Consider the following 21,621-nt stretch of genomic DNA (forward strand, 5'->3'; position numbering starts at 1 on the left):
TACAGTGCTCGGCCATCTCTCTCGGAGCGGCCCATGAGCCTGTTGAAACGCACCTGCGCCGCCCTGGCGTTGACCCTCAGCTTGCCGCTGGCTGCGGCGCCTGCGCCGATGCACAGCCAGTTCCTGCCGCCCGACGACCTCACCTTGCGTGCCGCCACGCCCGATCAGCAGCAACTGCTGCAAATCACCGAATATGCGGTGGTGGTCGGCAATCAGCGTCAATCGACTCAGCAGCCGATCCCGGTGACGTCGCCGCTGATGATTCGCCTCAAGGGCAAACCCTTGAACAAAGGCGCGACCATCGCCCAGGTGGTGCTCAATTTTGATGCCGAAAGCAAAAGCCTGAAAAAGCCGGTGTTCGATGAGAGCAGTAAGACCCTGACCTTGTCTTACCCGGTGGCCCAGTACCGCGTGATCGTCGACCTGCTACGCAACGACACGGTGTATGTGCAGTTCCTCAGCTACGCCAACGGGCACATTTGGGCGGACCTGCACACCGGCGCCGTTCGCGCTAAATAGTGGGACCGCAGGTATCTACACAACTGTTGGCGAACACAAAATCTGCAGCAGGCGAGCTTTTGTGGCGGCCTTTTATGCTGCGATGGTGGCGGCTCAGTGGGCCCAACTGTCACTGATGCACCGCCATCGCAGGCAAGGCAGCTCCCCCATAGGTTCTTGGTCGCTTCCGAAGCGTGTGTGCCGCAGGTAAACTGCGTTTCCCGTGTAATGTCTGCAGGCTGGAGTCGGTAATGCGTAAAGATAAGAAACAGGTGATTGGTGACGAGATTGGCGACGACCAGATCAAGTTGTTCCTGGACTTCGAGCCGGTTGACGCAACTTCACCGTCCCTGCACAAACTGATCAAAGCCTACCGTGGCTTGCGCATCGACGACTTCGCGCGGTTCCTGGGCTTTTTCAAGGAAGCCGGCCTGGATCTGGACGGCAAGGACGAGCATGGCCAGACCTTCGTTGACCTGATCAAGGATCAGCGTAACGCCGCCGAGTACATTGAGCTGATCGACAACGCTCGCGGCTGATTATCCAAGCCACACAAAAACGCCCCGTTCTCATGCCGAGAGCGGGGCGTTTTTTATTGCGTCGAAGCCTTATGCGTAGCTTTCGGCTTCGTTGCTTTGCTCAACCAGTTCCAGGCTGATGTTGTTCTGCGTATTGATCTTGCGATACAGCTCGGCATCGGTCTCCAGGACTTTTTCGCGCGCCGGGAAGATCTCGTGCAGTTTGGCCGCCCACTCGCCCGCAGCCTTTTGCGGGAAGCAGCGCTCGATCAGTTCCAGCATGATCGACACGGTCACCGAAGCACCTGGAGACGCGCCCAGCAGGGCGGCCAGCGAGCCGTCTTTGGCTGCAACCAGCTCGGTGCCAAATTGCAGCACGCCGCCTTTTTTCGGGTCTTTCTTGATGATCTGCACCCGCTGACCGGCCACTTCCAGGCGCCAGTCTTCGGCTTTCGCCTCAGGGTAGAAGCGGCGCAGGGATTCCAGGCGCTGCTCCATGGATTGGCGCACTTCGCTGACCAGGTACTTGGTCAGGTCCATGTTGTCGCGAGCCACGGCCAGCATCGGGCCGATGTTGCCGGCGCGAATCGACATTGGCAGGTCCAGGAACGAGCCGTGCTTGAGGAACTTGGTGGTAAAGCCGGCATAGGGCCCGAACAGCAGGGACTTCTTGCCATCGACCACACGGGTGTCCAGGTGCGGCACGGACATCGGCGGCGAACCTACCGCGGCCTGGCTGTAGACCTTGGCCTGGTGGTGCTTGACCACCTCCGGGTTGTCGCAGCGCAGCCACTGGCCGCTGACCGGGAAGCCGCCGAAGCCTTTGCTTTCTTCGATGCCCGAGGCTTGCAGCAGCGGCAGGGCCGCGCCACCGGCGCCGAGGAACACGAACTTGGCGTCGACTTCACGGCTGTTGCCGCTGTTGACGTCCTTGATGCTCACGGTCCAGCCCGCGCCGTTGCGCTTGAGGCCAGTGACGCGCTTGCAGTACTTGACCTGAGCATCCGGTGCGCTGGTCAGGTGCGACAGCAATTGATTGGTCAGGGCGCCGAAGTTGACGTCGGTGCCATTCATCACGCGGGTGGCAGCGATTTTTTCGTCGAGCGGGCGGCCCGGCATCATCAGCGGCATCCACTCGGCCATCTCGCTGCGGTCTTCGGTGTAGTGCATGTCCGAGAACGCGTGGTGCTGGCTGAGGGTTTCAAAGCGTTTCTTGAGGAAGGACACGCCCTTTTCGCCCTGCACGAAGCTCAGGTGCGGCACGGGGCTGATAAAGGATTTGGACGAGCCAAAGGTGCCTTTTTTGGTCAGGTACGCCCAGAACTGCTTCGACACCTCGAACTGGGTGTTGATGTGCACGGCTTTCTTGATGTCGATGGAGCCATCAGCGGCCTGCGGTGTGTAGTTCAGCTCACACAGCCCGGCGTGACCGGTACCGGCGTTGTTCCACGGGTTGGAACTTTCCGCGGCACCCGAATCCATCAGCTCAACGACTTCCAGCTTGAGGCCGGGGTCGAGCTCTTTGAGCAGTACGGCCAGGGTGGCACTCATGATGCCGGCCCCTACCAGTACTACGTCGACTGCTTCGTTATGCGCCATTTAACGCGTCTCCAAAATCTGCAGCACCAAATTGACGGCATGGCTGCCAGGAGTGACGGGGCGGTTCACGTGTTGCCCCAGATTACCCATGGCCAGGATCGCCATGTCCGATTCGCAATTCTTTGCAACTTCAGCACACGCTTCCTGCCGGGCTAATCTGCCTATGAACGCATTCATAGGCGCCTGTGGCAATTCGACTTATGGTCAAAGCGTGCGATTTGTGCAACCAATCCGTAGCGGACAGGCTCAAGCTCCGGTGTTTGAGGAGTGCTCGGTCCTGTGTGGTTGGGCTGTTCCAGACGCTGATGGTGCTTGTACAAACGCCAAACTATTCATTTGCTCGCCACACTCTTGTGAAGTTGTGAAAACCCGTTTTTTCACGCTCTTTTGAAGACGTGAACCTCAAAAAAGGGCTGCCCCAGCCTGGCACCTGGCCCGCAAACCTCTGCCGACACGCGGCAAAACAGGCAAACAACTCAAGTGGCCGAGCGCAATGGCAGCTCTGGCAGATTCGGTAAGGCGGGTGGGTTGCAAAGAAAACAGCAAGCGCGCCAGCTTCACTCGATCTGTGTGGGCGGCTCTCTGTGGGCGATTCATGGGTTAATACCGAGGCATTAACGATGCTGCGAGGCCCGATCAGGAGACGTCCTTATAATCGGGGGGAGATTGTAGCGAAGAACGCCGGGGAAATGGGCGTGTTTTATGACTTTTATTCGTGTCTCGGTCAGGAGGCCAACGCATGCCGGGGTTGTGCGTGCATAACCTTCGGGCTGACCCGCGCGCTTGCCGGCAGCGGGCGGTGCATCCAGCCCAGATGAGTCTCCGAGACTTCCACCCAACCTTCGCCGACAGGCGGCAGGTTGCACTGCTTGAACGCCAGGCAATGGCCGTGCGCATCAAGCAGCGCATAGTGGCGATGACGGGTGTGTTGCATGAACAATGACTTGAGAAGGCGCATGGCTTTGTACCTGTTGCGTTACATGCTTGAAGGTTGCCAGTGTGGCATGACATTGGAATGACGGATTTATGCGAAATTGTAATTTGAGCATGCCTTCAGCTGCCGTTCAGGATGGCTGGTGAGTGGCGCGCATGCACCGTTATACTGGCGCCCTGTTTGCATCTAGTCCTGGAGAAATGAGTATGTTGCAACGCCTGTTGTTCGGTTTGATCACTGTGACCAGTTTGACCCTGGTTGGCTGCGCCAACAGCCCGCAACAACTCAGCCCGCAACCTAAAGTCACCGCGCAGCTGGCGCCTGTCGGTCACGGCCAGCCGGTATCGGTGCGTGTGGTGGACGGTCGTCCGTCGCCGACGCTGGGTTCGCGTGGTGGGCTGTACCCTGAGACCGCGCTTATTTCGGTCACCGGTCAAGACGTGCTGCCCAAGCTGCAGGCCCAGGCCGAAGCCGCCGTGCGCCTGTTGGGCTTCACACCGGCCAACTCGCCGGGCGCGCCTCAGCTGACCATCACCCTGGCCGAACTGAAATACCAGTCGCCCAAAGAAGGCTTGTACGTGACTGAAGCCTCCATTGGCGCGACGTTCAAGTCCGACGTCAGTGCCGGCACCCGTCGCTACAGCGGCCGCTACGGCGCATCGCTGAATCAGCGTTTCGGCATGTCGCCCAATCAAGAGACCAACACCAAGCTGGTCAGCGACGTCCTCAGTGACGCCCTGACTCGCCTGTTCAAAGACCCAAGCATCGGCCAACTGCTCAGCGCGCAGTAACCCTGCATAAAAAAACCGGGCTCAGCGATGAGCCCGGTTTTTTTACGCCTGTCGCTTCATGCCGCGGTTTCGACATAAAAGTCCAGCACACTCACACCGGTGAGCAGGTCCAGCTCCGGCAGGTCGGCGTGCTGGTGCCCGCCCAGCGCGCAATACACCAGCCAGTGGCGATCCTGGACGTTGAAGGCGAGTGCGCCAACCAGCGCCTCTTGCTCATCGTTTGGGGCGATCAAATACAGCCGATCCTGGTTTTGCGCATGCAGCATGACAAGCTCCCGGGTGTTCGAAGGGCAACAGCGTGGCTTGTTAAGGTGACGTTCAGGTGACGCTGTAAATTAATGGATACATTGATCGTACTTGGGGGACGGAACGTTTCAGCGGCAGGAGGCCAATATCACTCAGGTTTGTATCTGAATTGATACCAGCACACTGTACGACTGAGGTTTGCGATGGCGCTGCCTGCACTGCTGATCAATGTTGTGGCTCTACTGGTGGCCTGCCCAGGCGCAGCGCTGCTGTTCATCACCCGTTTGCGCGAGCAGCGCGCACTGGCCGATCTGACCGCGCAAAGCGAAGATCGCGCGATTGACCAGCCGATGTTGTTTCTGGATGTGCGCACCGAACGGGCGCATCGTCTGGCTTATCGCTTAGGGTTTGCCTGCCTCGGGCTGGCGCTGGCCACGTCCTGGCTCAGTACTCACCTCTAAAAAACACCACAAAACAAATGTGGGAGCGGGCTTGCCCGCGAAGGCAGGGGCTCAGTCGATACATCCTTGACTGAACCCGCGCTTTCGCGTGCAAGCCCGCTCCCACATTTTGCTTCGGTGTTTACAGTGCAATCCCGGCTTTAACCCGATATTGATTCCTCACCGGCGTCGCGTACTGCACCACCAGATACGGCCGGTGCTCGGCCGGGCACTCACTCAAGCGCCGTTCCCACTCCGCTTGCGCCTTGGCCAACTCGTCGGCCGGGAACACCTCGGCCGCCGTCGGCACCTGCAATTGCGGGTCGGCGTCGCTCCACTGCGCGTACGCCAGGTAATGCACCGGGAACAGGCGATAGCCGCCGAGAATCTGCCGGTCCATTTCCACCGCCAGCAACTTGGTGTCCTCGAAACGTTCGGTGATCGGCGGCGCAAAGTTCACATGCACACGGCCCTTGTAGCCGGTGATGCCCAGGGCGATGCTCACATCATCCTCGCCCGGCGCCTTGCTGTAGGTGCCGGTGGTGGCGCGGATATACAGTTCGCGGGCCTTGGCCGTGTCGCAGGGGTCGTATTCGTAGCTGATCGACACCGGCGTCAGGTTCAGCGACTGGATCACCTCGGCAAACGGCTCATCCTTGCGGCTGACGTGAAACATCTTGAGGATCGCCGACTCGGTGCGATCGTCGCCATCCTTGGCCCGGCCTTCGGCCTGGGCGATCCAGATCGACTGACAGTCGTTGCGGATCGAATGGTTGATGTAGGCCGACAGCAGGTTATACGCCGCCATCTTTTCCTTTCGCCCGGTGATCGAGCGGTGCACGATGAAGCTCTTGTTCAGGCGCATCAGGTCGCTGACAAACGGCTTTTGCAGCAGGTTGTCGCCAATGGCAATGCGCGGCGTCGGCAGGCCGGCGTGGTACACGGCGTAGTTGACGAAGGCGGGGTCCATCACGATGTCGCGATGGTTGGCCAGAAACAGGTAGGCGGTGCCCGACTTCAGCTGTTCGACGCCGGTGTACGTCACCCCGTCGGTTGCGCGGTCAATGGTGTGGTCGACGTAATATTCGACTTTGTCCTGCAGCGTGGCCACGGTGGTGACACCGGCGAACTCGCGGCGCAGCTTGCGGGCGATCATCGGCTTGAGCAGCCAGCCCAGGGCGCCGGCAAAGCGCGGGAAGCGGAAGTGGGTCAGGATGTCCAGAAAGGCCTTGTCACTGAACAGACGCGCCAGCACTGCCGGGACTTCGCTGTCGTTGTAAGGTCGGATGGTATCGAATTCGCCCATCATGCTCTCTTGTTAGAAACGGCTAGTGTAAGTAAAGGAAATATCAGGGTGCGGCCGCAATATTGGCTCTGCCGTGAATAGCCCTGTAAATAGACCGGCGATTATACGCACAAGTCACCTGGGAGACCGCGATGCTGGAAACCGAGTCGTACGATTGTCCTTATTGTGGTGAGCCGGCTGAGGCCGTGCTGGACCTTTCCGGCGGCGATCAGTCATACATTGAAGACTGCCCGGTGTGTTGCCGGCCAATAATTTTTGATCTGCAGGTACACGATGACGAATGGATGCTCACGGTCCGTAGCGAAAACGAGTAACAGGTACGCCCATGCAGCGAATCTATGAACCGGAAAACCTGATGGAAGGCGAGTTGCTGCAACAAATGCTCGCCAGCGAGGGCATCGAGGCGCACCTGGTGGGGCGCCATTTGCTCGGCGGTACCGGCGAATTGCCGATTTTCGGCCTGCTGGGCCTGGAGGTGGACAACGACCAGGCCGTTTACGCCCGTGAGCTGATTACGGCCTACATCGGTGCGCAACCATTGCCCGGCGATGAACCCGACAGCTTTCCCGACGTATTGGTCTGTTAGGCTGTCGGTCGGTTTACCCAAGAGTCGTGTTACCCCATGTGTGGACGTTATGCCCTGTTTCGCTGGAACCCTACGTTTGCTGCCTTGCCGGGCTTCCCGGCCGACCAGCAGGCCCAGTGGAACATCTCCCCGAATGATTCGGTGCTGATTCAGCGCTTGAGCGAAGGCCAGCGCACCCTGGCGCGCGCGCGCTGGGGCCTGACGCCGCCCTGGCTGACTGACCTTTCCCGCACCCCGGCCCATGCCCGCGCCGAAACCCTGGCCGAGCAACCGATGTTCCGCGAAGCCTTCCGCCAGCGCCGCTGCCTGCTGCCCGCCAACGGGTTTTACGAATGGCGCGGCACCCAGCGCAAGCGCCCGTACTGGCTGACGCCGGGCGAGGGCTCGACGCTGTTTTTTGCGGCGATCTGGGAAGCGTATCCGGTGCAGGAACAGGTGTGGCTGAGCACCGCGGTGGTGACCCAGGCGGCGCAGAGTCAGCGGCGGCCGTTGATCCTGGATGCGGCGGGGCAGGAGGCGTGGCTGAATCCGCAGACGCCGTTGCCGGTGTTGCAGGGTTTGCTGGCCAGTGAGCCGGCTGCGTTGCGCGAGCGGGTGTTGGCCAATATGGTCAATGATCCGAAACTGAATGGGCCGGAGTGCCTGACCCCAGGCTGAAGTCGGGCTCACTCCATGCCAGCTCCTCCATTTGAAGGTGTTCACACATCAAAATGTGGGAGCTGGCTTGCCTGCGATAGCGGCCTGAAGACCACCGCCAATTCCTAAACCTTAAACTGATTGATCAAGCGCCGCTGCTGCTCCGCCAGCTTGGTCAACTCCGCACTGGCTGCGCTCGATTCATCCGCGCCGCCCGCCACTTCATTGGCCACCTGGCCGATATTGATCACATTGCGATTGATGTCCTCGGCCACCGCGCTCTGCTCCTCGGCGGCGCTGGCGATCTGGGTATTCATGTCGTTGATCACCGATACCGCCTGAGTGATCGTCTCCAGCGCCTCGGCCGCCTTCGCCGCATGCTGCACGCTTTCATCGGTGCGGTTCTGGCTGTCTTCCATCACCTTAACCACATCGCGCGTGCCTTGTTGCAACTGCTGGATCATGGTCTGGATTTCTTCGGTGGCCTTCTGCGTCTTCTGCGCCAGGTTGCGCACTTCATCTGCCACCACCGCAAAACCACGGCCTTGCTCGCCGGCCCGCGCGGCCTCGATGGCGGCGTTAAGCGCCAGCAGGTTGGTCTGCTCGGCGATCCCGCGAATCGCTGTGAGGATCGCGTTGATGTTCTCGCTGTCCTTGGCCAGGGTTTGCACCACGCCCACCGCTTTACCGATTTCCTGCGCCAATGCGCCGATAGACGTCGAGGTATCACGCACGATGCGCATGCCCTGGCTTGCGGCCTGGTCAGCGTGGCTGGCGGCTTGCGCGGCCTGGGTGGCGTTGCGCGCCACGTCCTGGGCGGTGGCCGTCATCTCATGCACGGCGGTGGCTACTTGGTCGATCTCGACCATCTGTTTGTGCACGCCCTGGTTGGTGCGAATCGCGATGTCGGCGGTGTGCTCCGACGAATCGCTGACCTTCTGCACCGAGCTCACCACCTGGGTGATCATGCCCTGCAGCTTGATCAGGAAAGTATTGAAGCCGGTGGCAATCGCGCCCAGTTCATCGGCCCGGTCACTGGTCAGGCGGCGCGTCAGGTCGCCTTCGCCCTGAGCGATGTCATTGAGCATGGCCACCATTTGCTTGAGGGGGCGGGCGATGCCGTGGCCCACCAGCCAGATCACCAGCAAGCCGAGGCCGGCGATCAACAGGCCCACCATGGCCATGCCGAAAGTGTCGGTCTTGCGCTGGGCTTGCAGGTCGCTTTGCAGTTTTTGCGAATCGGCCATCACCGCGTTCAGCGGCAGTTGCAGCATCAAGGTCCACCGCGCTTCGGCCTGGCCGATGCTGAAGGGCAGGAACAGCTCGATGTGCCCGTGTTCCTTATCGATGTCGTAGCGCACTTCGCCGACTTTCAACTGGCCGAGATTGGCCAGCGCGTTGCTGTCGAGCAAGTCAGCGGCTTTTTCGCCCAGCTTGCTCGCGTCCTTGGTGTAGGCCACCAGGCGACCGTTACTGGAAATCAGCGCCAGTTCGCCGGCGCCGTTGTAGAGGTTCTGGTCGGCGCGGGTGAGCATGTCCTGAATGAAGTTCACCGACAGGTCGGCGCCGACGATGCCCTGGAAAGTGCCGTCGATCATGATCGGTTCGATAAACGAGGCCAGCATCACCATCGCATCGCCGACCTTGTAAGGCGCAGGGTCGATGGCGCAGGGCTTCTTGCTTTCTTTGGAGCACAAGTAGTACTCACTGGCCCGCACGCCGGTGGCGAGGATGTTCTGGTCGTTGACGTCGGCGAGTTTGTCCAGGCCCAGGCTGCCATCGGCGTTGCGGTACCACCACGGCAGGAAGCGCCCGTCGGCGGCCATGCCGACGATCGGCGTGTTCACGTAGGCGGCGTCGTTATGGTCGATCGCATTGGGTTCCCAGCCGATATAGGCGCCGAGGATTTTCGGGTTGCGCACCACGGTTTCGTGCAACAGGTTGATCAGTTGTTCGCGGCCCACTTGCAAGGCCGGTTCGCCCTTGGCGTCTTTCATGCCGAGCAGGGCGTTGGCCGTGGCCAGGCCTTTGGCGGTCACCAAGGGTGCTTCCAATTCACGCTGGATCAACGTGGCCTGGGTGTGCGCCAGGGCGGTGAGCCGTTGCTCGATGATCTGCTCGAACTGCGCCTGGGTGCGTTCCTGCACCAGTTCCTGGGTGCGCGCGCCGGCGAACACCGCGTAGAGCACCAAAACGGCGACCACACTCAGCACGATGGCCCCGGTCAGTGCTGCGACAGAAAACTGAATCGACTTGAATTTCATGAAAGCTCCGGGCGCAGGGGCAGGTGGGCTGCCTTTGTGTATCGGCCACGGGCTCGGGAGGCTTAAGGCTCGGCGGGTGAAATAGTGCCGGATGTCGCAAATGGACTGTTGGCCGCCGCTGTGGGCAGGTGGGATGTATCTGAAAGTTAGCGGTTACACGTCTGTTGTATCTGGCGCCGATACACATGAGCGCCTAGGATACGCGCCATGTTTTCAGGGAGCGTGTTCATGAAGAAGTCATTGGCGGTAAGTGGGTTGGTTGCGGCGATGCTGCTGGCGGGTTGCCAGTCGGTTAACACCACCAGCGGCGGCGCCGTCGGGGTAGAGCGCAAGCAGTACATGTTCAGCATGTTGTCGAGCCAGGAAGTCGACCAGATGTATGCCCAGTCCTACCAGCAGACGCTGGGTGAGGCGAGCGGCAAAGGCATGCTCGATAAAACCAGTGCCAACGCCAAGCGCGTGCAGGCCATCGCCAATCGACTGATCGCCCAGGCGCCGACCTTTCGCCCGGATGCGGCGCAGTGGAAGTGGGAGGTGAACCTGATCAAAAGTGATGAGATGAACGCCAACTGCGGGCCTGGCGGCAAGATCTTCGTGTACAGCGCGTTGATCGACAACCTCAAGCTCACCGATGACGAACTGGCCGCGGTGATGGGCCATGAAATCGCTCACGCCTTGCGCGAACACGGCCGTGAAGCCATGTCCAAGGCCTACGGCATCGAGATGGCCAAGCAGGGCGCCGGTGCCTTGTTCGGTCTGGGCCAGGACAGCCTGGCGCTGGCCGATACGGTGGCCAACTACGGCATGACGCTGCCCAACAGCCGCGCCAATGAAAACGAAGCCGACCTGATCGGCCTGGAGCTCTCGGCTCGTGCCGGCTACAACCCGAACGCGGCCATCACGTTGTGGAACAAGATGGCCAAGGCATCGGAAGGTGCGCCGCCTGAGTTCATGAGCACGCACCCGGCCTCCGACAGCCGAATCGCCTCGTTGCAGGCGGCGATTCCGAAAGTAATGCCGCTTTACCAGCAGGCCAAAAAATCCTGAGTTAACGCGGACCCATGTGGGAGCTGGCTTGCCTGCGATGCAGGCGGGTCGGTCCTTCAGAAATACCGAGTTGATGCCATCGCAGGCACGCCAGCTCCCACATTGGATGGGGTTTACAGGTCTAGATCCAGCCGCTGCTTTGCATGGCCTTGTACACCGCCACCACTGCCAGAACGAAAAACGCCGTAGCCGCCAGTCGACGAATCAGGGTCAGCGGCAGTTTCTCCGCGGCGAAATTCCCCGCCAGAACCACCGGCACGTTGGCAATCAGCATGCCCAGGGTGGTGCCGATAATCACCAGCCACAGCTCAGGGTATTGCGCCGCCAGCATCACCGTGGCGATCTGCGTCTTGTCACCGATTTCGGCGAGGAAGAACGCAATCAGCGTGGTCAGAAACGGGCCGAACTTGCGCGTGGTACTGGCTTCGTCATCGTCGAGTTTGTCCGGCACCAGGGTCCACAGCGCCGTAGCGCAGAAGCTCGCCGCGAGGATCCAGTGCAACACCGCATCCGAGAAGAAACTGCCGAACCAGGCGCCCACGGCACCGGCAGCCGCATGGTTGGCCAGGGTCGCGGCGACGATGCCGGCGATGATGGGCCAGGGTTTGCGAAAGCGTGCAGCAAGGATGAGCGCGAGCAGTTGCGTCTTGTCGCCGATTTCGGCCAAGGCAACGATTGCGGTAGGAACGAGTAATGAATCCAGCATCAGGTAAGTTTCCAGGGGCGGGTCGACACGGCTATGACACGTACAGCCTTCCCGCCCCGGGTAAGGTGTGCGTGTCATAGGTCTTGTCAAACCCCGGTCCGTCTGTGCGGACTCCTGGGTCGCATACGCCATGGTCTGCTGACCAAGTATGTTGACGTATGCCGGACGAGCGTGGCGCTCGTGGGAGACTACTCCCCTAGGACGGAGCGGATTCTGCCTAGGCAAAATCCATTCGGCAAGCCTTCTTTTTCAAAAAGCCATCAGCCGCGTTTGGCACGATAAATGCGAAAACCGTTGCCTTCGGCCTTGATTGCACACACGCCCAAGTGCTCTTCGATCAGCGGTTGGTACTTGAGGAAGCTGTTGGCCACCAAGCGCAGTTCGCCGCCTTTTGCCAGGTGTTTCGCCGCTTTTCGCAGCAAGTTTTCCGTGGCGAAATAATCGGTGTGCACGCCGACATGGAACGGCGGGTTGCTCAAAATCGCGTTCAAACCCATCGGCGCAGCGTCGATGCCGTCCCCGGTCAACACCTCGGCTTCCAGGCCATTGGCCGCCAACGTCAGGCGGCTGCTGGCGGCGGCGAACGCATCCACGTCAAGCATCGTCACCGTGTTGTGCGGGTAGCGACGCTTGACCGCAGCGCCCAGCACGCCGGCGCCGCAGCCAAAGTCGAGCAAGTGCCCGCTGGGCAACTTGTCCAGGTGTGCAAGCAACAGCTCGGTGCCGCGATCCAGGCGACCGTGGCTGAACACGCCCGGCAGGCTCACCACCTTGAGCGGCCCTTCGGCCAGCGGCACTTCAAACACATGCGCCAGGCTTTCCAGTTCGACCGCTTGCGGGGCATTGGCCACGGTGACCTGCCACAGCTGGCAGTGCCGCGCGTTGTCGAGCTTGCGGGGCTTGCCGAACGGAATCATCTGCTTGGCGGCGCTTTCGATACCGCCTTTTTTCTCGCCGACCAGAAACAGCTCGGCGCCGGGCAGGCGTGCGGCCACGGCGTTGAGCAGGTAATCGGTGAGGTCCTTGGATTTGGGCAGGAAAATCACCGCCGCATCAAACCCGCGTTCGGGCACGTTCACGCCGAAATGGCTGCGTTCGGGGAAGCGTGCGTCGAGCGCCGCCTGGTCGCCGGCATGCCAGCTCCAGCCGTAGGCATTGGGCAGGCGGCCGAGCAAATCGTCGGCGGGCAAACCTACCAGCAGCAGGTTGCCTTGAAAAAGTTCGGCCTGACGAAGCAGTACTTCACTGCGCGGATCCATGGTCTGCTCCTTGAAAAGGGGCGCAGTTTATCAACTGACGACGCGCAGCGGGGTGCCGTTGAAAAAGCCACGGGCGTTTTCCGCCAGTTGGCCAACGATGCGCTGCCGCGCTTCGCGACTGCCCCAGGCGTTGTGGGGCGTCACGATCAGGCGAGGAATGTCGCCGGCCAGCAGCGGGTTGCCGTTTACCGGTGGCTCCACGCTCAGCACATCGGTGGCCGCACCGCCCAGATGGCCGCTGCGCAACGCGTCCGCCAGGGCTTGTTCGTTGATCAAGCCACCGCGCGCGGTGTTGACGATAAACGCGCCGGGCTTGAGCAGCGCCAATTCGCGAGCGCCGATAAAGTCGCGGGTGTGTTCATTGAGCGGGCAGTGCAGGGTCAGCGCGTCGACTTGCGCGAGCAGTTCATCCAGTGGCACGCGGTCAGCGCGGGCAGGGCGGCCCGGAATCGCGCCGAGCACCACGCGCATGCCGAAGGCTTCGGCCAGGCGCGCGACGGCGCTGCCCAGTTCGCCGTGGCCGAGCAGGCCGAGGGTTTTGCCCTCCAGCTCGACAATCGGGTAATCCAGCAGGCAGAACTGTTTGGCTTGTTGCCATTTGCCCGCGCTGACGTCGCGTTGGTAGTCGTTCAGGCGCGTCGCCAGATTCAGCAACAGCATGATCGTGTGCTGCGCCACCGACGGCGTGCCGTAGCCCTGGCAGTTGCTCACCGTAATGCCATGGGCGCGGGCCGCGGCGAGGTCGACGTTGTTGGTGCCGGTGGCCGATACCAGGATTAGCTTGAGTTCGGGGCAGGCTTGCAGCGTTTCGGTATTCAGCGCGATCTTGTTGCTGATGACCACTTGAGCGCCTTGCAGGCGTTCGACCACATTCTGCGGCGTGGTGTGCGCGTAAAGCTGCAGGTCGCTGAAGCTGTTGCGCAATTCGCTGAGGTCCAGGTCCCCCAGGTCCAGGGACGGGTGATCAAGGAAGACGGCGCGGCGATTGTTCGTCATCAACTGTACCTTTTGCGACAGGGTTCGAAGGCGTAATCTGCCGAGCCTATCAGATGAAATAATCAGTTACTTAATGGAGTGAGCATGTACGCCGCCGAGTTTTTGACCGTAGCCTTGATTCACTTGTTGGCGGTGGCCAGCCCCGGCCCGGATTTCGCCGTGGTGGTGCGCGAGAGTGTGACCCATGGCCGTCGCGCCGGCACCTGGACCGCTTTGGGTGTGGGCTCGGCGATTTTCCTGCACGTGGGCTATTCGCTGCTGGGGATTGGTTTGATCGTGTCGCAGTCCATCGTGCTGTTCAACGCACTGAAGTGGGCGGCGGCGGCGTACTTGTTGTACATCGGTTTCAAAGCTTTGCGTGCGCAGCCGGCCAAGCCGGTTGCCGAGGGCGAGTTGCGGCCTGAAGTGGGTGAGCGCACTCCGCGTGCGGCGTTTACTGCGGGGTTTGTGACCAATGGTTTGAACCCCAAGGCCACGCTGTTTTTCCTGTCGCTGTTTACTGTAGTGATCAACCCGCACACGCCGCTGGCGATCCAGGCTGGGTACGGTGTGTACCTGGCGGTGGCGACGGCGTTGTGGTTTTGCCTGGTGGCTATGTTGTTCAGTCAGCAGCGGGTACGCGCGGGATTTGCGCGGATGGGGCATTGGTTTGATCGGACCATGGGGGCGGTTTTGATTGCGATTGGTGTGAAGCTTGCGTTTACGAGTATGAAGTGAGGGGTGGGCTTTGGTTTGTGCTGTGGGAGTGAGTGCATATCCGTTGCTGCGGTAACGGCCACTTAGGGTTCCGCTCTTACAGCGGGTCACTTTTGGCAAACGCCCCAAAAGTAACCAAAAGGTCTTTGCCCCACCACTCGGCACCTCGCTTAGGCTCGGTGTGCCCTCACTCCGGCTTGAATCCGTGGGCCGCCGCGACGGGCCATCCATGGCCCAACGCGGCTAACCCGGCGTCCTGCCGGGTTACCCACGGATTCAAGCCTGCGTTCGGCCAGCGTGGTTGACGGGGCCTGTCAGATCAAGAGCAAGATCAAAAGCAGAGCACGGCGGCCTAGTAGCCGACCTGAGTGGTTGAAGCAAAAGCAGGGCAGAAGCACAGCAACACACTTCTATCTGATGCACAGAGTTCTAAATGTGGGAGCGGGCTTGCTCGCGAAGGCGGTGGGTCAGTTAGCTCATGTGTAACTGACCCAACGCCTTCGCGAGCAAGCCCGCTCCCACAAGTTGACCGAGTGCAGCTACCAGCACTGCACCACTCTGCTTTTGCTTTTCTGTGGGAGCTGGCTTGCCTGCGATGCAGGCACCTCGGTGCGTCAGGCATAACCAGTAGATACCACCGCAGGCAAGCCCGCTCCCACAATTTGACCGAGTCCCGCCTCCAGCACCGCACTGCTTTGTTTTTCTGTGGGAGCTGGCTTGCCTGCGATGCAGACACCTCGGTGTATCAGGCATAACCAGTAGATGCCATCGCAGGCAAGCCAGCTCCCACATTGAATTGGGTTCAGCCTTCAAGATCAGGCCGGCTGTCAGGCCGCCTCGGCTTTGCTTTTGCTTCTACCACTCAGGTCGGCTACTAGGCCGCCGTGCTCTGCTTTTGATCTTGATCTGCCTTTGACTTTGATCTTAGGCGCCCCGTTAAACCACGCTGGCCGAACGCAGGCTTGAATCCGTGGGTAACCCGGCAGGACGCCGGGTTAGCCGTGTTGGGCCATGGATGGCCCGTCACGGCGGCCCACGGATTCAAGCCGGAGTGAGGGCACACCGAGCCCAAGCGAGGTGCCGAGTGGTGGGGCAAGAGCCCTTTGGTTACTTTGGGGCTTTTCCAAAGTGACCCGCTGTAAGAGCGGAACCAAAAGCCGCCATCACCCAAATAACGGATATGCCCCCAATCACGCCAGCTCAGCCAACTCATAAACTCACTGACCCACCACTAGGCGCAACAAGCCCGACACCACTGCCCCCCCGAGCCGCGTCAATCTTGCGTAACAGTGGCACCACCTGCGCCCCCACATGAATCGCCTCTTCCAAATGAGGAAAACCAGACAAGATAAAACTGTCCACCCCCAGTTGGTGATACTCCTCGATCCGCTCCGCCACCCGCGCATAACTCCCCACCAACGCCGTGCCCGCACCCCCGCGTACCAAACCCACGCCCGCCCACAGGTTGGCCGACACCTCCAGCTCCCGCGCACCGCGGCCACGGCCTTGCATCAACTGCGTCTGGCGGCTCTGGCCGACAGACTCATAGGCGGCCATCTGCCGTTGCGCCTGGTCGATCGCGTCCTTGGGGATCTCCTCCAGCAACCGCTCAACATGCGCCCACGCCTGCTCATCGGTGGGCGCGGCGAACACATGCAGGCGCAGCCCGAAGCGCAGCGTGCGGCCCTGAGCGGCGGCCAGATCACGCATGCGCTGGATGCGCTCGGCGATCATCACCGGCGGTTCGCACCACATCAAATAGGTTTGCCCATGGGCCGCGCCGACGCGTTCGGCGGCTTCGGAGGCACCGCCGAAATAGATGGGCGGCACCACAGCGCCGGGCGCGATCGGCGTGTGGGTGCCGCTGCGGTAATAACGTCCGGGATGCGCCGAAGGCTGGCCGGCCCAGACAGCCTGGAATTGCTGCAGGAATTCAGCGGTGCGCGCATAGCGTTCGTCGTGTTCGAGAAAGTCGCCCAGCGAGCGCTGCTCGAAACGGCTGGAGCCGGTCACCACATGCAAGGCCAGGCGATTCTCGCTGAGCAATTGCAAAGTGGCGGCGCGGTGGGCGGTGTAGGCCGGCAATTCGGTGCCGGGCCGCAAGGTGAGCAGGAAGTTCAGGCGGCGCACTTCCTGGGCCAGCACGGCGGTGATCAGCCACGGGTCTTCGAAACCGCTGGCGGTGGGCACCATGATGCCGTCAAAACCGGCCTGTTCGGTGGCGCGTACGATCTGGCGCAGGTAGTCCAGCGTCGGTGCGCGTTCGCCTTCCTGGAACAACCCGACCTTGGGCAGGCCGCTGCTGGTGAGGTGGCGGCCGTCGCCGTTGGTGGGCAGGAACCAGTCCAGCTGGATCGGTGGGCGTACATCATTGCTCATCGTGCAAGCGCTCCTTGCGCAAAAGGGGGACCACCTGTTCGCCAAAACGCAGTACTTCGCTGACCGCCGGGCCGCCTTCCAGGATCAGGTGGCTCAGGCCCAGCCCGTGCAGTTCCTGCAGGCGCGTGGCGACCTGTTGCGGGGTGCCGACCAGGATCAGCGGTTGCCCGGGCTGCAGTTGCAGCAAATTCGGGTGCACTTCCCATTGGCGCAAAGGGTGGCGGGCGCGGGGCAGGGTGGCCAGCGGTTCATCCGGCAGGTCCGGCACGGGCAGCAAGGTGGCAGCGGTTTCCCAGGCCAGGTCTTCGCTGTCGCCGAGAATCAGGCCGAAGGTGCAGGCAAACTCAAGGTCCGGTTGGCTCTGCCGCCAACCCTGTATTTGCTGGGCCAGCCAATGCGGATGCCCAGGCGCCAGCAGGCAGGTCTGGGCATGCGCGGCCACCAGCGTATGGCTCTGGCTGTCGTCCAGCACCAGCGCAGGCGCGGGCAACTCGCGGCGGGCGACGCCGGCGTTTTCCAGCTGGAAATACCGGCCTTGATAGTCCAGACCGCCGTTATTGGCTGTGAGCAGTTGCTGGAGGATGTCCAGGTATTCGCCGATGCGCTCGCTGCGCTGATCGCGGTTGAGCCATTCGCCGAACGCGCTGCGCTCAGCGTTTGGCAGGTGCAGTTGCACGCGGTGGCCGCTGATCGATTGCAAACTCTGCAGGGTGGTTGCCAGTGCTGCCGGCAGCATTACCTCTGGCGGCACGCTCACCGACAACTGCACCCGCCGCGTGTGCGCGCACAACGCTGCCGCCACACCCAGGCTGTCTGCGCACAAGGCGCCACCGGGTATCCACAGGCCATCGAGCCCGGCGTATTCAACCGCCTGGGCCAACTGAATCCATTGCCCCGGCCGCGCCGCCCAATCGGGCGTACACAGGGGCATCAGCCAGCTGAATTGAAGGGGCATCGCTGCGCTCCATTCTTCATCGTTTTTGCCAACCCAGCGCCGGGGCGATGTCCTTGGCGATGATTTCCAGGCGCTTGAGGATCTGCGCCTGGGTCGAGCTTTCGGCCTGGACCACGGCGATCACGTAATCAGCATAAGGCAGCAGCGACGGGTCGTGCTGCAAGCTTTCGATCACTTCATCGGCATGGCCGTGGTGCACGTTCATCAGGCGCAGGTGTTCCTGCAGGTCCAGCGCCTCGTTGATCAGGCCTTCGCGTTGCAGGCGCGGGATGTGCCGCTCGATGTCCACCGCCAGTTCAGCCTGGGCGCTGGCGCGGCTGTCGGCCGGGAAGATCGCGCGGACCACGCCAATGCGCGGCGCGCGCTCAGCGTGCGACCAGGCGTGCAGGTAGGCATCGGCCAGCGGTTGGAGGGCAGGGCTGATGGCGCTGCTCAAACGCTTTATCCGCCAGCCTTCGGCGTTGCTGGGCGCGGTATTTTTGCTGGTACTCGCGGGGTTGGCGATTGCCGCGCCGTGGCTCACCCACAGTTCGCCATGGGAGATGAACACCCAGCCGATGCTCGCCCCGTTCCATGATTCGGCGCATTGGCTGGGCAGCGATTTGCTCGGCCGCGACCTGGGCAGCGGTTTGCTCTACGGCGCTCGTGTGTCCCTGGCCGTGGGCGCATTGGCGAGCCTGGCAACCTTGCTGGTCGGCTTGATCGTCGGCGCGCTGGCCGGTTATTTCGGCGGTTGGCTCGACGGCGTGCTGATGCGCGTCGCCGAGTTTTTTCAGATTATTCCGCAGCTGGTGCTGGCGGTGATTTTGGTGGCGGTGCTGGAGCCGTCTCTGGGCACCATTGTGCTGGCCATCGCCCTGGTTGCCTGGCCGGCGGTGGCGCGCCTGGTGCGCAGTGAATTCCTTACCCTGCGCCAGCGTGAGTTTGTGCAAGCCGCGCGGGTGCTGGGGCAATCGCCACTGGGGATCATCACCCAACAGATCCTGCCGAACGCCCTGGCGCCGTTGCTGGTGGTGATGACCTTTGTGATGGCCACGGCGATCCTCACTGAGGCGGCGCTGGCGTTCCTCGGGTTGAGCGACCCGGAAGCGATGAGCTGGGGCTACATGATCAACGCCTCGCGTGGCGTGTTGCGCGAGGCCTGGTGGATGAGCTTTTTGCCGGGCCTGGCGATTGTGCTGTGCGTGCTGGCGGTGAACCGGGTGGGCGAAGGCTTGCGCGTGGCTTTTGAACCGGGGAGGTCGCTATGACGTTATTGCGTGTCGAGAACCTGCGTATCGCCTTGCCGCCCGGTGGGGACCGCAGCCATGCGCTGTATGACCTGACGCTGCAATTGCGCAGCGGCCAATGCCTGTGTGTGGTGGGCGAGTCCGGCTCGGGCAAGTCGATGCTGGCCAAGGCGTTGCTGCGTCAACTGCCGACGCCGTTGACGGTGGAAAGTGGGCGCCTGGCGTTTCGTGATCAAGACCTGGCCGCCCTCAGCGACACCGCCATGCGCCAACTGCGCGGGCGCGATATCAGCATGGTCTTTCAGGAGCCGATGAGCGCCCTCAACCCGCTGCTGCGCGTGGGTGAGCAGATCGACGAAACCCTGCGCGCCCATGGGGTGAACGCGGTGCGCGAGCGCCGTCGGCGCGTGGTCGACCTGCTCGGTTATGTCGGCCTGCCCGACCCTGAACGCCTGCGCCTGGCTTATCCGTTCGAGCTGTCCGGCGGGCAGCGCCAACGGGTGGTGATCGCCATGGCCCTGGCGTTCGATCCGGCGCTGTTGATTGCCGATGAACCGACCTCGGCCCTGGATGTGACCACTCAGGCGCAGATCCTCGACCTGTTGCGCAAAATCCAACAGGACAAGGGCATGGCGCTGTTGTTTATCACCCATGATTTTGCCGTGGTCGAGGCAATTGCCGACCGCGTGCTGGTGTTGCAAAAGGGTCATCTGGTGGAGCAGGGCAGCGCCCGACAGGTGTTGCGCGACCCGCAGGCGGCGTATACCCGGCAACTGCTGGCGGCGGTGTCGGCACAGCCGCTGGCACCGCGTACGGCGGTGGACGGCGCCGTGGTGCTCAAGGCCGAGCAACTGGGCAAGGTTTTCAGCACCCGTGCAGGGTGGGGCGCGCGCCGCACCACGCAAGCGCTGGACGCGGTTCAATTGCAACTGCGCGAAGGCGAAACCCTGGGGATTGTGGGTGAGTCCGGCTCGGGCAAATCCACCTTGGGCCGCTGCCTCGTGCGCTTGTTGCATGCCGACAGCGGGCACATCCAATGGCTCGGCCAGGAGGTTGTCGGTTTATCGGAACGGCGCCTGCGCCCGTTGCGCAGCGCGGTGCAGATGATTTTCCAGGACCCGTTCGCCTCGCTCAACCCGCGCCAGACGGTAGGCCGTATCATCATGACCGGGCCGCGGGTGCAGGGCCGCTCCAGGGCGGACGCCGAACAGCGCGCGCGGCAATTGCTTGACCTGGTGGGCCTGCCGGCCTCGGCCTTCGAGCGCTACCCGCACGAATTTTCCGGGGGCCAGCGCCAACGCATCGGCATCGCCCGTGCATTAGCGGTGGAACCGAAAATCCTGATTGCCGATGAGTGTGTTTCGGCTCTGGATGCGTTGATTCAGGTGCAGATTCTGGAGCTGCTGGAGTCGCTGCAACGGCGCCTTAAATTGAGCATCGTGTTTATCACCCACGACCTGCGCGTGGCGGCGCGGTTGTGTGATCGCATTGCCGTGATGCAACACGGCCGTGTGGTCGAGCAGGGCGAGACTGACAGATTGTTTGCCGATGCGCGGCATCCCTATACCCGAGCGCTGTTGCAGTGCGTGCCGAACGCCGCCGTGCTTGAGGCCGACACGCTTTAATGCAGGCGCCGGCAAGGCCGCCGCCACACTGACCGAGTTTTTTGATCGAGGAATGCAGTGTTTATGAGTGCCAACCTTAGCCAGTTGCCAGTGGTGCGCGGTGAAGCCGTGGAGGTCCGTCGCGGCCGATTCCTGAGCATCGCCCACCACCGCGGCACGCCCGAAACCGCCACCGTGGTGTTTTTCTGCCATGGCGCCGGCGGCAACAAGGACCAATGGCGCCTGCAATGGCAGGCGCTGAAGGCTGAGGGTTACAGCCTGGTCGCCTGGGACCTGCTCGGCCACGGCGACAGCGCCAAACCGCGAAAAGCCGCTGCCTATGCCTGGTCGGAGCTGGTGGCCGACTACCTGGCGATCCTGCAACGCTACGGCGGTGCTCGCAACGTGATCGTGGCGCATTCCTTCGGCACCGGGCTGAGCTTGAGCACCTTGCTGGCCAAGCCCGCAGTGCCCGTCGACGCGGCGCTGTTACTGGGCACGCAGCTGCATCGACCGGTGACAGGCGGTGGCCTGATGGCGTTGCCCGCGTGGCTGTTGGAATGGCTGCGCCCTGTGTTGGCCAAGGGCTTTCGCGAGCGCGCCTGGCACGCCACGGCCGACCCGGCGCTGGTGGCCTATGAAGAGAAACTCACTGAACGCAACCGCCTGTCCATGTTCAAGGCGCTGATGAAGCACGCCCAATGGCCGGACGCCGAGCAGGTTCGCAGCCTGCTGTTGCCGGTCAGCGTGTTGGCCGGCGACAGTGACGGCCTCACGCCCGCCAGTGGCGGGCAAGCTCTGGCAGCGCAGTTGCCCAACGCAGTGTTTCAAGTGTTGGAGAATTGCGGCCACCAACTGATGCTGGAAAAACCGCAGGCGGTGCTGGCGGGGTTTCACGCACAGGTGAAGACTCGCAGCGCCTGAGCGGGCCT

At 62.0% G+C, this 21,621-nt stretch carries 23 protein-coding genes, 1 pseudogene and 1 riboswitch; of the genes and pseudogenes, 12 read left to right on the top strand and 12 right to left on the bottom strand.

The window, feature by feature from the left end; all coding sequences use genetic code 11:
- Positions 1-33 precede the first annotated feature (33 nt).
- A complete protein-coding gene (locus AC19YS_RS12925) occupies positions 34-519 on the top strand; it encodes a hypothetical protein (RefSeq protein WP_119736630.1) in 486 nt (161 codons plus the stop codon).
- 230 nt (positions 520-749) lie between these two features.
- Positions 750-1,037 (top strand): PA4642 family protein, encoded by a 288-nt coding sequence (locus tag AC19YS_RS12930; RefSeq protein ID WP_106578694.1) that lies wholly within the window; start codon positions 750-752, stop codon positions 1,035-1,037.
- A 69-nt stretch (positions 1,038-1,106) separates the two neighbouring features.
- Here AC19YS_RS12930 and mqo read toward each other — a convergent pair whose 3' ends face one another.
- Positions 1,107-2,615 carry a malate dehydrogenase (quinone) gene (mqo, locus tag AC19YS_RS12935; RefSeq protein WP_200624380.1) on the bottom strand — a complete coding sequence of 503 codons (1,509 nt, stop codon included), beginning with the start codon at positions 2,613-2,615 and terminating at the stop codon, positions 1,107-1,109.
- Positions 2,616-3,339: 724 nt separating this feature from the next.
- Positions 3,340-3,573 (bottom strand): hypothetical protein, encoded by a 234-nt coding sequence (locus tag AC19YS_RS12940; RefSeq protein ID WP_200624381.1) that lies wholly within the window; start codon positions 3,571-3,573, stop codon positions 3,340-3,342.
- Between the two features lie 182 nt (positions 3,574-3,755).
- On the opposite strand from AC19YS_RS12940, the gene AC19YS_RS12945 reads away from it, so the two are divergent.
- Positions 3,756-4,340, top strand: coding sequence for a YajG family lipoprotein (locus AC19YS_RS12945; protein WP_064450736.1), 585 nt, complete (start codon positions 3,756-3,758; stop codon positions 4,338-4,340).
- 56 nt (positions 4,341-4,396) lie between these two features.
- On the opposite strand, the gene AC19YS_RS12950 is transcribed toward AC19YS_RS12945, so the two are convergent.
- Positions 4,397-4,606, bottom strand: coding sequence for a hypothetical protein (locus AC19YS_RS12950; RefSeq protein WP_106578697.1), 210 nt, complete (start codon positions 4,604-4,606; stop codon positions 4,397-4,399).
- A 183-nt stretch (positions 4,607-4,789) separates the two neighbouring features.
- On the opposite strand from AC19YS_RS12950, the gene AC19YS_RS12955 reads away from it, so the two are divergent.
- Positions 4,790-5,047, top strand: a complete 258-nt coding sequence (locus AC19YS_RS12955; RefSeq protein WP_106578698.1) for a hypothetical protein — start codon at positions 4,790-4,792, stop codon at positions 5,045-5,047.
- A 121-nt stretch (positions 5,048-5,168) separates the two neighbouring features.
- On the opposite strand, the gene AC19YS_RS12960 is transcribed toward AC19YS_RS12955, so the two are convergent.
- The gene (locus tag AC19YS_RS12960) at positions 5,169-6,332 is read right to left on the bottom strand and encodes a 1-acyl-sn-glycerol-3-phosphate acyltransferase (protein ID WP_177410108.1); all 1,164 of its coding nucleotides are present in this window, start codon (positions 6,330-6,332) and stop codon (positions 5,169-5,171) included.
- A 131-nt stretch (positions 6,333-6,463) separates the two neighbouring features.
- Between AC19YS_RS12960 and AC19YS_RS12965 the strand changes: the two genes are divergently transcribed.
- From AC19YS_RS12965 to AC19YS_RS12975, 3 genes are read left to right on the top strand one after another with little or no spacing between them, the layout of a single operon-like run.
- Entirely contained in the window at positions 6,464-6,646 is a 183-nt protein-coding gene (locus AC19YS_RS12965) for a CPXCG motif-containing cysteine-rich protein (RefSeq protein WP_106578700.1), read from the top strand.
- Between the two features lie 11 nt (positions 6,647-6,657).
- Positions 6,658-6,918, top strand: a complete 261-nt coding sequence (locus AC19YS_RS12970) for a putative signal transducing protein (protein ID WP_106578701.1) — start codon at positions 6,658-6,660, stop codon at positions 6,916-6,918.
- A gap of 36 nt (positions 6,919-6,954) precedes the next feature.
- Entirely contained in the window at positions 6,955-7,575 is a 621-nt protein-coding gene (locus AC19YS_RS12975) for an SOS response-associated peptidase (RefSeq protein WP_106578702.1), read from the top strand.
- Positions 7,576-7,679: 104 nt separating this feature from the next.
- On the opposite strand, the gene AC19YS_RS12980 is transcribed toward AC19YS_RS12975, so the two are convergent.
- Both AC19YS_RS12980 and AC19YS_RS12985 read right to left on the bottom strand, forming a co-directional pair.
- Positions 7,680-8,522 carry a methyl-accepting chemotaxis protein gene (locus AC19YS_RS12980; RefSeq protein WP_372239320.1) on the bottom strand — a complete coding sequence of 281 codons (843 nt, stop codon included), beginning with the start codon at positions 8,520-8,522 and terminating at the stop codon, positions 7,680-7,682.
- A gap of 15 nt (positions 8,523-8,537) precedes the next feature.
- Positions 8,538-9,818: pseudogene (locus tag AC19YS_RS12985) on the bottom strand (methyl-accepting chemotaxis protein); the annotation flags it as partial.
- Positions 9,819-10,046: 228 nt separating this feature from the next.
- Between AC19YS_RS12985 and AC19YS_RS12990 the strand changes: the two are divergent.
- A complete protein-coding gene (locus AC19YS_RS12990; protein ID WP_145165144.1) occupies positions 10,047-10,865 on the top strand; it encodes a M48 family metallopeptidase in 819 nt (272 codons plus the stop codon).
- Between the two features lie 121 nt (positions 10,866-10,986).
- Here AC19YS_RS12990 and AC19YS_RS12995 read toward each other — a convergent pair whose 3' ends face one another.
- The 3 genes from AC19YS_RS12995 to AC19YS_RS13005 form a co-directional block, all read right to left on the bottom strand.
- Entirely contained in the window at positions 10,987-11,571 is a 585-nt protein-coding gene (locus tag AC19YS_RS12995) for a TMEM165/GDT1 family protein (protein ID WP_016974259.1), read from the bottom strand.
- Between the two features lie 88 nt (positions 11,572-11,659).
- Positions 11,660-11,781, bottom strand: a riboswitch (yybP-ykoY riboswitch).
- Positions 11,782-11,831: 50 nt separating this feature from the next.
- Positions 11,832-12,830, bottom strand: coding sequence for a methyltransferase (locus AC19YS_RS13000; RefSeq protein WP_500601869.1), 999 nt, complete (start codon positions 12,828-12,830; stop codon positions 11,832-11,834).
- Positions 12,831-12,860: 30 nt separating this feature from the next.
- Positions 12,861-13,826: a 2-hydroxyacid dehydrogenase gene (locus AC19YS_RS13005; RefSeq protein ID WP_124416452.1), complete on the bottom strand. Its 966-nt coding sequence runs from the start codon at positions 13,824-13,826 to the stop codon at positions 12,861-12,863.
- Positions 13,827-13,910: 84 nt separating this feature from the next.
- Here AC19YS_RS13005 and AC19YS_RS13010 point away from each other — a divergent pair, with 84 nt between their 5' ends.
- A complete protein-coding gene (locus AC19YS_RS13010) occupies positions 13,911-14,543 on the top strand; it encodes a LysE family translocator (protein WP_106578706.1) in 633 nt (210 codons plus the stop codon).
- Between the two features lie 1,188 nt (positions 14,544-15,731).
- On the opposite strand, the gene AC19YS_RS13015 is transcribed toward AC19YS_RS13010, so the two are convergent.
- The 3 genes from AC19YS_RS13015 to AC19YS_RS13025 are packed head-to-tail and all read right to left on the bottom strand — an operon-like array spanning position 15,732 to position 18,292.
- Positions 15,732-16,901: an LLM class flavin-dependent oxidoreductase gene (locus AC19YS_RS13015; RefSeq protein ID WP_500601871.1), complete on the bottom strand. Its 1,170-nt coding sequence runs from the start codon at positions 16,899-16,901 to the stop codon at positions 15,732-15,734.
- Positions 16,891-17,856 (bottom strand): LLM class flavin-dependent oxidoreductase, encoded by a 966-nt coding sequence (locus tag AC19YS_RS13020; RefSeq protein WP_124417977.1) that lies wholly within the window; start codon positions 17,854-17,856, stop codon positions 16,891-16,893. Before AC19YS_RS13020 ends, AC19YS_RS13015 begins: the two co-directional genes overlap by 11 nt.
- A 16-nt stretch (positions 17,857-17,872) precedes the next feature.
- The gene (locus AC19YS_RS13025) at positions 17,873-18,292 is read right to left on the bottom strand and encodes a hypothetical protein (protein ID WP_500601872.1); all 420 of its coding nucleotides are present in this window, start codon (positions 18,290-18,292) and stop codon (positions 17,873-17,875) included.
- Between AC19YS_RS13025 and AC19YS_RS13030 the strand changes: the two genes are divergently transcribed.
- The 3 genes from AC19YS_RS13030 (at position 18,279) to AC19YS_RS13040 (ending at position 21,613) form a co-directional block, all read left to right on the top strand.
- Positions 18,279-19,106 carry an ABC transporter permease gene (locus AC19YS_RS13030; protein WP_119735769.1) on the top strand — a complete coding sequence of 276 codons (828 nt, stop codon included), beginning with the start codon at positions 18,279-18,281 and terminating at the stop codon, positions 19,104-19,106. The two genes, AC19YS_RS13025 and AC19YS_RS13030, sit on opposite strands and share 14 nt — an antisense overlap.
- Positions 19,103-20,710 (top strand): dipeptide ABC transporter ATP-binding protein, encoded by a 1,608-nt coding sequence (locus tag AC19YS_RS13035; RefSeq protein ID WP_500601874.1) that lies wholly within the window; start codon positions 19,103-19,105, stop codon positions 20,708-20,710. The genes AC19YS_RS13030 and AC19YS_RS13035 overlap by 4 nt, the downstream gene beginning before the upstream one ends.
- A 63-nt stretch (positions 20,711-20,773) precedes the next feature.
- Entirely contained in the window at positions 20,774-21,613 is an 840-nt protein-coding gene (locus AC19YS_RS13040; protein ID WP_500601876.1) for an alpha/beta fold hydrolase, read from the top strand.
- Positions 21,614-21,621: the final 8 nt, after the last annotated feature.

It is taken from the genome of Pseudomonas sp. MF08831 (assembly GCF_059862645.1).

Excerpts from the sequence above, each read along its gene's own strand:
- AC19YS_RS12990 (WP_145165144.1), top strand. The coding sequence starts at position 10,047 with ATGAAGAAGTCATTGGCGGTAAGTGGGTTGGTTGCGGCGATGCTGCTG.
- AC19YS_RS12980 (WP_372239320.1), bottom strand. The coding sequence starts at position 8,522 with ATGATCACCCAGGTGGTGAGCTCGGTGCAGAAGGTCAGCGATTCGTCG.
- AC19YS_RS13030 (WP_119735769.1), top strand. The coding sequence starts at position 18,279 with ATGGCGCTGCTCAAACGCTTTATCCGCCAGCCTTCGGCGTTGCTGGGC.
- mqo (WP_200624380.1), bottom strand. The coding sequence starts at position 2,615 with ATGGCGCATAACGAAGCAGTCGACGTAGTACTGGTAGGGGCCGGCATC.
- AC19YS_RS12955 (WP_106578698.1), top strand. The coding sequence starts at position 4,790 with ATGGCGCTGCCTGCACTGCTGATCAATGTTGTGGCTCTACTGGTGGCC.
- AC19YS_RS12945 (WP_064450736.1), top strand. The coding sequence starts at position 3,756 with ATGTTGCAACGCCTGTTGTTCGGTTTGATCACTGTGACCAGTTTGACC.
- AC19YS_RS12930 (WP_106578694.1), top strand. The coding sequence starts at position 750 with ATGCGTAAAGATAAGAAACAGGTGATTGGTGACGAGATTGGCGACGAC.
- AC19YS_RS12965 (WP_106578700.1), top strand. The coding sequence starts at position 6,464 with ATGCTGGAAACCGAGTCGTACGATTGTCCTTATTGTGGTGAGCCGGCT.
- AC19YS_RS13015 (WP_500601871.1), bottom strand. The coding sequence starts at position 16,901 with ATGAGCAATGATGTACGCCCACCGATCCAGCTGGACTGGTTCCTGCCC.
- AC19YS_RS13005 (WP_124416452.1), bottom strand. The coding sequence starts at position 13,826 with ATGACGAACAATCGCCGCGCCGTCTTCCTTGATCACCCGTCCCTGGAC.
- AC19YS_RS12940 (WP_200624381.1), bottom strand. The coding sequence starts at position 3,573 with ATGCGCCTTCTCAAGTCATTGTTCATGCAACACACCCGTCATCGCCAC.
- AC19YS_RS13000 (WP_500601869.1), bottom strand. The coding sequence starts at position 12,830 with ATGGATCCGCGCAGTGAAGTACTGCTTCGTCAGGCCGAACTTTTTCAA.
- AC19YS_RS12975 (WP_106578702.1), top strand. The coding sequence starts at position 6,955 with ATGTGTGGACGTTATGCCCTGTTTCGCTGGAACCCTACGTTTGCTGCC.
- AC19YS_RS13035 (WP_500601874.1), top strand. The coding sequence starts at position 19,103 with ATGACGTTATTGCGTGTCGAGAACCTGCGTATCGCCTTGCCGCCCGGT.
- AC19YS_RS13040 (WP_500601876.1), top strand. The coding sequence starts at position 20,774 with ATGAGTGCCAACCTTAGCCAGTTGCCAGTGGTGCGCGGTGAAGCCGTG.
- AC19YS_RS12960 (WP_177410108.1), bottom strand. The coding sequence starts at position 6,332 with ATGGGCGAATTCGATACCATCCGACCTTACAACGACAGCGAAGTCCCG.
- AC19YS_RS13010 (WP_106578706.1), top strand. The coding sequence starts at position 13,911 with ATGTACGCCGCCGAGTTTTTGACCGTAGCCTTGATTCACTTGTTGGCG.
- AC19YS_RS13020 (WP_124417977.1), bottom strand. The coding sequence starts at position 17,856 with ATGCCCCTTCAATTCAGCTGGCTGATGCCCCTGTGTACGCCCGATTGG.
- AC19YS_RS12970 (WP_106578701.1), top strand. The coding sequence starts at position 6,658 with ATGCAGCGAATCTATGAACCGGAAAACCTGATGGAAGGCGAGTTGCTG.
- AC19YS_RS12950 (WP_106578697.1), bottom strand. The coding sequence starts at position 4,606 with ATGCTGCATGCGCAAAACCAGGATCGGCTGTATTTGATCGCCCCAAAC.
- AC19YS_RS12995 (WP_016974259.1), bottom strand. The coding sequence starts at position 11,571 with ATGCTGGATTCATTACTCGTTCCTACCGCAATCGTTGCCTTGGCCGAA.
- AC19YS_RS12925 (WP_119736630.1), top strand. The coding sequence starts at position 34 with ATGAGCCTGTTGAAACGCACCTGCGCCGCCCTGGCGTTGACCCTCAGC.